Here is an 8256-nt window from a genome sequence, read left to right as displayed (position 1 = left end):
ATAGACTTCCGGGCAATCGCGCCAGCGCGAGCCAGATTTCAGCATGTGCACGATGCCGCTGATCACGCGTCGATCATCGACCCGATGGGCTCCCTTGCGCCCTCGCGGCAACAACGGCTCAACCCGCCGCCATTCCGCATCGCTGAGCCAGTAGACCTGCTTTGCCATTCAAGCCTCCCTTCCGCTGAGATGCTTGAATCACAAACTAATTTCAGATGGAATCCCTATTGAGTACAGACCCTAATCCGCTGCTGCGTCGATTGTGACGAACGTAGAGCTCCTTCAAGAAGAAGCCCGACGTCAAACCCGGCCCAGGATAGATCGCATTAAAGCACGCGAGACCGGCGATTTCATCGTTCTCACAGGCCAGCAGAATTCGTGATCCCGCAGGCCGCGACCTCAACCCCCCAATGATCGCGTCCCGCGCGGGACAGTGGGCGTGATAGTGCACCTGCATTTCGACCAGCGCATTGGCTACGCCCTCGACATCTGTGTCGGCGATCTCCCTGAAAATCGTTGGAACAGTTTGGCCCATGGTCGATCGATCCGTGCGGGTTTGCTCAGCGCTTGGCCCATCCCTGGGCGGCGATAGCCCACCTTTTGCACTTGGCGGCGTTTGGTGTCGAGGAGAATGGAAGCGCGTCACGCGAAGCGCATTCCGGGGGCACACCGCGTTCGCCGGCGGGAGATCCGGATTGCGCCGATGCGACAGTGAACCCCTGATCTCAATCAGCAGGAAGCCACGAGATCACTGTGTCGTTCGATCGATCCGGTGCATGACGGGAAGCTTTTGCTCGATCGCCTTGGCGAGCACGGTCCCTGTGGTCCTTCCGAGCTCTTTCGCGATCGTCGTGATCGGCTTGGTACCTGCGAGTGTCCTGAGCCTCCTGAGGTCTTCTTCGCTCCACGATTGCTTCCAACGTGCCATGTCCCTTGGTCCCGCGACATAAGCCCCCGCGCCCGACTCGCAAGGTAGTTGAACAGCTCATGAAATGCAGCTGTCGCAGGTGTGCCGCCAGCGGCAAGGGGCGTTCCGTCAGCACGGAGCGTTTTGGCACAAACTGCACTTGTCACCCCCAGCCTGCGGAGTTTGAGTCGTTGGTTGTGCGCCGAGCCAGGGGCCCTCGGCATGCACGGTCGCTTGCGTGGCCTGTCGGGCAAAACGCCCGACCGGCCCGATCAATGCGGCTGCGCAAAATATCCCACCTTACCTTTACCGAACTTCCGAGTTTGCGTAGCTCTCGGGCGAGACACGTCGCCAGACCGCAGCGTTATGTTTGCTTTTCAAAAACCACGCAAATCTTGTCGAAATCGAGCGGACCGCAGACGTGCAGGCGCGACCAAACGTCATCGCTCTTGTCCGAGCTTGCGCAGGAAAATATTGGCGCAATAATGCCGCTCTACATTGTGGTCCGGAATCAACCGGCCCAGCTTTCTGGAGGGCGACGAATTGTTCGCTCGCGATGCGGCCTTGGCCGTTGCCATCGTTTACTCGGCTACCTTTGATGGTGCGGTCGCCCAAACCGTCAACCAGCCGCCGGATACGATGGCTGCGCGGGTGGAGGCTTGCACGCCCTGTCACGGCAACAAGGGCGAAGGCACCAGCGACGTCTATTTCCCGCGCCTTGCCGGCAAGCCGGCCGGCTACCTCTACAACCAGCTCCTCGCCTTCCGCAGCGGCCGGCGCAAATACCCGCCGATGAACTATCTGCTGGAATTTCTGCCCGATCCGTATCTGGAGGCGATGGCGGAGTATTTTGCCAGCGAGCACCCGCCGCTGCCGCAGCCGGCGCCAAGCGAGGTCAGCAAGGACGTGCTGGCGCAGGGCGAGGCGCTCGTCACCGGCGGCGACGCCGGCCGCGGCATTCCGGCCTGCGTGAGCTGCCATGGTCCTGCGCTGACGGGCATGCAGCCCGGCATTCCCGGACTGCTCGGCCTGCGCGCCAATTACGTCAGCGCCCAACTCGGCGCCTGGCGCTACGGCACCCGCACGGCGAAGGCCCCCGACTGCATGCAGCTCGTTGCCGGTCATCTGACCGAGGCCGACGTTACCGCGGTCGCGGCCTGGCTCGCGACGCGGCCGGCGCCTGCAAACCCGGTACCCGTACCGAAAGGCACCTACGCGCTGCCGTTCGGCTGCGGCAGCCAGCCCAACTGACGAGGCGCATGATGGGCTCGAGATTGTCGATCACGCTCTTATCGGTCAAACTCTTGGCTCTCGCCACGCTCACCACGGCTGCGCAGGCGCAAGACAAAGCAAGCGACAAGAGCGGCGACATCATCGCGCGCGGCGAATATCTCGCCCGCGCCGGCGATTGCACCGCCTGCCACACCGCCGCCGAGGGCCGCCTGTTCGCCGGCGGGCGGCCGATGCCGACCCCGTTCGGAACGATCTACACCTCCAACATCACGCCGGATCCGGAGACCGGGATCGGCAAATGGAACGCCGACGACTTCTACAAGACCATGCACAGCGGCCGCTTCCCGGACGGCGGGCTGATCTATCCGGCGATGCCGTTTGCGTCCTACACCAAGGTCACGCGCGCCGACAGCGATGCGATCTTCGCCTATCTGCGCTCGATCGCGCCGGTGAACCAGAAGAACAAGCCGCATGACCTGCGCTTTCCCTACGACAACCGCCAGCTCATCCTCGGCTGGCGCACGCTGTACTTCCGCGAGGGCGAGTTCAAGCCTGATCCGACCAAATCGGCGGAATGGAATCGCGGCGCCTACCTGGTCGAGGGGCTCGGTCATTGCAGCATGTGCCATTCGCCCATCAATGCGCTCGGCGGCACCTCGCAATCGGACGCCTTCAAGGGCGGCCTGATCCCGATGCAGAACTGGTACGCGCCCTCGCTCACCTCCAACCGCGAGGCCGGGCTCGGCGACTGGAGCATCAAGGACATCACTGACCTGCTCCAGACCGGCGTTTCGGCGCGCGGCGTCGTCTACGGTCCGATGGCCGAAGTCGTGCACAACAGCCTGCAATATCTGAGCGACGAGGACACCAAGGCGATGGCGGTGTACCTCAAGGGCATCTCGGAGCCCTCGCCGCCGCCGCCGCCGAGCTCGGCGCTGCCGACCACCGAAAGCAGCCTGCTGATCAGCCTCGGCAAGACCGTCTACGACAAGAATTGCGCGAGCTGTCACGGTACGCAGGGCGAAGGCAAGCCGCCGCACTGGCCACCGCTCGCCAACAACCAGTCGATCGAGATGCAGTCGGCCGTGAACCCGATCCGCATGGTGCTCAACGGTGGCTACCCGCCGGGCACCAAGGGCAATCCGATGCCCTATGGTATGCCGCCGTTCGCAGGCCTCCTGTCCGACAACGAGGTCGCCGCCGTCGTCTCCTACATCCGCACCGCCTGGGGCAATCGTGGCACGCCGGTCTCGGCGCGCGAGGCCAACGATCTGCGGTCCGCACCGCTGAACTGAGAGGCGCCAGAGAAACGTCATGATCAATTCCGATCCGCCGACCAGCCCAGCCGCCGCCGACCAGGCCGTCGAGGAGGTTGTCGCGCAGGGCCCGTCCGGCGCGATCGTGCTTGCCGGCATCGCCACGGCCTGCGTTGTCGCGATGTGGCTCGCCTTCTATCTGTTCGTGTTCCTGCCGCGCGGATCGCTGCAATGAGCGCAGAGGACAGCCATCGCAGTGCCGAGGTCGCCGCCCGCGTCGAGCGGCGCTGGGCCACCATAGCCGTGGTCATCATCGTGATGATGGCGCTGCTGGCCGCGTTCGCCGGCATCCATCGCGCAACCATGCCGCAGCCGCGCGTCGAGACCACCGATCCCTCGCGGCTGCATCTCTCAGGCGAATTCGTTGAGAGCAATCTCGGCAGCGTGCTCGAGGCCAACGGCACGGTGACGGTGCGCGCGATCGGTCAGCAATATTCCTTCACGCCGGCTTGCATCGTGGTGCCCCTGGACACGCCGATCATGCTGCGTGCCACCAGCGCCGACGTCGTGCACGGCATCCTGATCCAGGGCACCAATGTCAACACCATGCTGGTGCCGGGCTACATCTCCGAGCAGCTCATGCGCTTTACGAAGACCGGCGACTATCTGATGCCCTGCCAGGAGTTTTGCAGCTTTGGCCATGAGGGCATGTGGGGCAAGGTCAAGGTGATCGACAAGGCCGACTTCGCCAATCGCGCGAAGGGTGGCGGGAGGCTGAGCTGTGTTGGCCAATAGGAAGCTCATCCTCGCCCATTTCTGGCTGGCCTTCGCCGTGTTCGGCATAGCCCTGACGCTGGGCGCCTGGCAGATGTTCATCCGCAGCCCGATCGGCACCTGGCTGTCCAATCCCGAGCTCTTTTACCGCTCGCTGACCGCGCACGGCACTGTGATGGGCTACGTGTTCCCGACCCTGGTCGCGATGGGTTTCGGCTATGCCATCAGCGAGTCCGCGCTGGAGCAGCGCCTGGTCGGCGTACGCTGGGCCTGGGCCGGATTCTGGCTGATCGTCGCCGGCAGCATCATGGCGATGGTCCCGATCGCGCTCGGGCGCGCCTCGGTGCTCTACACCTTCTATCCGCCGCTGATCGGCAGCCCGTTCTACTACATCGGCGTGGTGCTGGTCGTGGTCGGCTCCTGGATCTGGGTCGCGCTGATGGCGATCAATCTGCGGGTCTGGCGGAAGGCGAATCCCGGAGCGCCGGTGCCGCTCGCCATGTTCGCCAATGTCGCGGGCTCCTATCTGTGGGCCTGGACCGCGGTCGGCGCCGCGCTCGAGTTGTTGTTGCAGATCATTCCGGTTTCGGTCGGGCTGAAGGCGACCATCGACGCCGGTCTTGCCCGGGTCTTCTTCTCCTGGACGCTGCACGCCATCGTCTATTTCTGGCTGATGCCGACCTACATCGCCTATTACACCATCGTGCCGCGCGCGATCGGCGGCCGGGTCTATTCGGACACCATGGCGCGGATCTCCTTCATCCTGTTCCTGGTGGTGGCGATGCCGATCGGCATGCACCACACCTTCGCCGATCCGCAGGTCGGCGCCGGCTTCAAGTTCATCCACTCGGCCTTCACCGCGCTGGTCGCGCTGCCGACGCTGCTGACCGTGTTCACGATCTGCGCCTCCGTCGAGATCGCAGCGCGTCTGCGCGGCGGCCGCGGCATGTTCGGCTGGATCAGGGCGCTGCCCTGGGACAACCCGATGATGCTGGCGCTCGCGTTCTCGTTCGTGATGCTCGGCTTCGGCGGCGCCGGCGGCCTCATCAACATGAGCTACCAGCTCGACGCCTCCATCCACAACACGCAGTGGATCACGGGCCATTTCCACCTGATCTTCGGCGGCGCCATCGTGATCATGTACTTTGCGATCGCCTATGATCTGTGGCCGCATCTGACGGGCCGCGAGCTGATCGACCTCCGGCTGATCCGCACCCAGCTCTGGCTGTGGTTCGTCGGCATGATCGTCACCACCTTCCCCTGGCACTGGGTCGGTATTCTCGGCATGCCGCGCCGCATGGCCTATTTCGACTTCGGCGATCCCGCGATCGCGCCGCAGGCGCTCTCCGTGACCCTCTCCGCGGTCGGCGGCTTCATCCTGCTGACCTCCGGACTCTTGTTCCTGGTCATTCTGGCCCGCGGCATGCGCGCGCCCGCGGCCGACGCCGGCGCCTATCGCTTTGCGCTTGCCGTGCACGAGCCGAAGACCGTGCCGGTCGCGCTCAACACGCATGCGCTGTGGGTGGCGCTGATGATCGGGCTCACCATCACCAATTACGGTTATCCGATCCTGACGCTGGCGCTGACCGAGGGCACATCCGTGCCCGCCGTCTATGTGGGAGCGCAATGATGAGCGCCCGCGACCTCTTCACCTTCGGCAATCGCCATTTCACGCGCAGTGTCGGCATCACGGCCACGATCTTCATCGTCACGGCGATCGCCGGCTTCATCGTGCTGCCCTTCGCGCAGCCTTGGGTGCAATTCGCAAATGTCTGGGATGCCATCTGTAGCGCCGCCGGCGTGCCGCAGCGCACCGCCACGGCCGCGTCGTCGCAGGACAAGCGCCTGTCGGCGGTGGTGTTGACTTCGTCGACCCTCGCCCGCCCGAGCCAGGAGGCGATCGGCCGCGGCGCGACGCTGGCGCAGCGCTGCGCGATCTGCCACGGCCCGACCGGGATCAGCCGCGCGGACTCGCCCAACCTCGCCGGCCAGTATGCGGCCGTGATCTACAAGGAGCTGCACGATTTCCGCTCGGGCGCGCGCACCAATGCCGTGATGTCGCCGTTCGCGGTCAACCTGACCGACCAGGAGATCGCGGATCTCTCGAACTATTACGCCTATCTGCCGCGGCTGCCGGCCTATCATCCGACGCCGCTTCTGCCGAAACCCAACATTGTCATCTACGGCGCGCCGATCCGCGGCATCGCGCCGTGCGGCGCTTGCCATGGCAGCCTCGACAACAAGACCGGCAGCCCCTGGCTGGAGGGCCAGTCCGAGGCCTACATGAAGGCCCAGCTCCAGGCCTTCGCCTCAGGCGAACGGCGCAACGACATCAGCCAGCAGATGCGCAACATCGCGCGCGCGATGACAGCGCAGGAGATCGATCAGGCCGCGGCCTACTACGCCTCGCAGCCGCCTGACATCGTGAAGGCGGTGGATTGAGAGCGATTCCCGTAGCCCGGATGGAGCGTCGCGCAATCCGGGACAACTGGGTCAGCACGCCAAGAGCGCCCGGATTACGCTTACGCTCCATCCGGGCTACGCGAGCAGCCGCTACGTCGACGCCAGCTTCGGCCGGCCGTAGATCGCATCCGCGCGCTTCTCGAACGCGCTGGAGAAGCGTGCGAAGGCGGCGTCGAACATCGAGCCCATCAGCATCGCCAGCATGCGGCTCCTGAACTCGTAGGCGAGGAAGAAGCCGACGTCGCAAACGCCCTCACCTTTGGGCTCGAAGGTCCAGCGGTTTTCAAGGTTGCTGAACGGACCTTGCAGATATTCGACGAGGATTTTCAGGTTGGCGCGGTCGAGCGTCACGCGGCTGGTGAAGGATTCCTTGACCAGTTTGAACGACACCGTCATGTCGGCGATCAGCACCTCGGTGCCGTCGGGTTTCGCCATCCGCTGGCGGACCTTCAACGCGCTGCACAGCGGCACGAATTCCGGGTAGCGCTCGACATCCGCAACCAGATCAAACATCTCGGATGCGCTGTGATTGACACGGCGCTTGCTCGAAAATTTGGGCATAGCGGTTCAGCGGGCGTGCGCGGCCCGTGCGGCCTTCAATCTCGCGAAATCCTCGCCGGCATGATGCGACGAACGGGTGAGCGGGCTCGCCGACACCATCAGGAAGCCCTTGGTGTAGGCGACCTTTTCATAAGATCCGAACTCGTCCGGCGGCACGTAGCGCATCACGGCGTGGTGCTTGCGGGTCGGCTGGAGATACTGGCCGATGGTCAGGAAATCGACCTCCGCCGAGCGGAGATCGTCCATGACCTGGAGCACCTCGTGGCGCTCCTCGCCGAGGCCGACCATGATGCCGGACTTGGTGAAGATGGCCGGGTCGAGTTCCTTGACCCGCTGCAACAGCCGGATCGAGTGGAAGTAGCGCGCGCCGGGCCGCACCGTGAGATAGCGCGACGGCACGGTCTCGAGGTTGTGGTTGAAGACGTCGGGCTTGGCCGCGACGACGACCTCCAGCGCCCCCTCCTTGCGCAGGAAGTCGGGCGTCAGGATCTCGATCGTGGTCGACGGACATGCTGCGCGGATGGCGCGGATGGTCTGGGCGAAATGCTCGGCGCCGCCGTCGGCGAGATCGTCGCGGTCGACAGAGGTGATGACCACGTGCGCCAGCCCCAGCTTGGCCACCGCCTCGGCGACATTCGCAGGCTCAGCCGCGTCCAGCGCATTCGGCAGGCCGGTCTTGACGTTGCAGAAGGCGCAGGCGCGGGTGCAGGTGTCACCCATGATCATGAAGGTCGCGTGCTTCTTGTCCCAGCACTCGCCGATATTCGGACAGCCCGCCTCCTCGCACACCGTGTGCAGGCCGTTGGCCCGCACAATATTGCGGGTGTCGGCATAGCCGCGGGTGTTGGGCGCGCGCACGCGGATCCAGTCCGGCTTCGGCGGCGAAGCTGAATCGGGGCGATTCACCTTTTCGGGGTGGCGCGGGCGCAGCGGGTTCGAGATGGTATCGACAATAACGACCATGGGGTATCCGGTCTGTTCAGGTCCTACCTAGTCGGTCTCGCCACGCATCGCAACCCGGCTCGCCCCGCTTCAGGGAACATGGCAGATATGGGCAATATC

The 8256-nt window shown here is 64.6% G+C and carries 9 protein-coding genes; 6 read left to right on the top strand and 3 right to left on the bottom strand.

All coding sequences use genetic code 11. From position 1 onward, the window contains the following. A partial coding sequence (locus tag ACXJMY_RS35030) for a transposase (protein ID WP_456623918.1) occupies positions 1-168 on the bottom strand: 168 nt, incomplete at its 3' end. 1282 nt (positions 169-1450) lie between these two features. Here ACXJMY_RS35030 and ACXJMY_RS35025 point away from each other — a divergent pair. The 6 genes from ACXJMY_RS35025 to ACXJMY_RS35000 are packed head-to-tail and all read left to right on the top strand — an operon-like array spanning position 1451 to position 6612. Further along, positions 1451-2158 carry a c-type cytochrome gene (locus tag ACXJMY_RS35025; RefSeq protein WP_456623914.1) on the top strand — a complete coding sequence of 236 codons (708 nt, stop codon included), beginning with the start codon at positions 1451-1453 and terminating at the stop codon, positions 2156-2158. Between the two features lie 8 nt (positions 2159-2166). Continuing rightward, complete coding sequence (locus ACXJMY_RS35020) at positions 2167-3435, top strand: cytochrome c (protein ID WP_456623913.1); 1269 nt, start codon at positions 2167-2169, stop codon at positions 3433-3435. Positions 3436-3454: 19 nt separating this feature from the next. Then, the gene (locus ACXJMY_RS35015; RefSeq protein WP_027542758.1) at positions 3455-3631 is read left to right on the top strand and encodes a hypothetical protein; all 177 of its coding nucleotides are present in this window, start codon (positions 3455-3457) and stop codon (positions 3629-3631) included. Beyond that, on the top strand, positions 3628-4191 hold the full coding sequence (locus tag ACXJMY_RS35010; RefSeq protein WP_456623912.1) for a cytochrome C oxidase subunit II: 564 nt from the start codon (positions 3628-3630) through the stop codon (positions 4189-4191). The genes ACXJMY_RS35015 and ACXJMY_RS35010 overlap by 4 nt, the downstream gene beginning before the upstream one ends. Further along, complete coding sequence (locus tag ACXJMY_RS35005; RefSeq protein ID WP_456623911.1) at positions 4178-5800, top strand: b(o/a)3-type cytochrome-c oxidase subunit 1; 1623 nt, start codon at positions 4178-4180, stop codon at positions 5798-5800. The genes ACXJMY_RS35010 and ACXJMY_RS35005 overlap by 14 nt, the downstream gene beginning before the upstream one ends. Next, on the top strand, positions 5800-6612 hold the full coding sequence (locus ACXJMY_RS35000) for a c-type cytochrome (RefSeq protein WP_456623910.1): 813 nt from the start codon (positions 5800-5802) through the stop codon (positions 6610-6612). The genes ACXJMY_RS35005 and ACXJMY_RS35000 overlap by 1 nt, the downstream gene beginning before the upstream one ends. Positions 6613-6723: 111 nt before the next feature. On the opposite strand, the gene ACXJMY_RS34995 is transcribed toward ACXJMY_RS35000, so the two are convergent. Both ACXJMY_RS34995 and lipA read right to left on the bottom strand, forming a co-directional pair. Continuing rightward, positions 6724-7194: a type II toxin-antitoxin system RatA family toxin gene (locus ACXJMY_RS34995; RefSeq protein ID WP_456623909.1), complete on the bottom strand. Its 471-nt coding sequence runs from the start codon at positions 7192-7194 to the stop codon at positions 6724-6726. A 6-nt stretch (positions 7195-7200) separates the two neighbouring features. Further along, positions 7201-8157, bottom strand: coding sequence for a lipoyl synthase (gene lipA / locus ACXJMY_RS34990; RefSeq protein ID WP_456623908.1), 957 nt, complete (start codon positions 8155-8157; stop codon positions 7201-7203). Positions 8158-8256: the final 99 nt, after the last annotated feature.

This window comes from Bradyrhizobium sp. P5_C12, from assembly GCF_054049735.1.
Note: the sequence above shows the minus strand (reverse complement) of the source record. Positions and strands in the feature narration are given on the sequence as shown.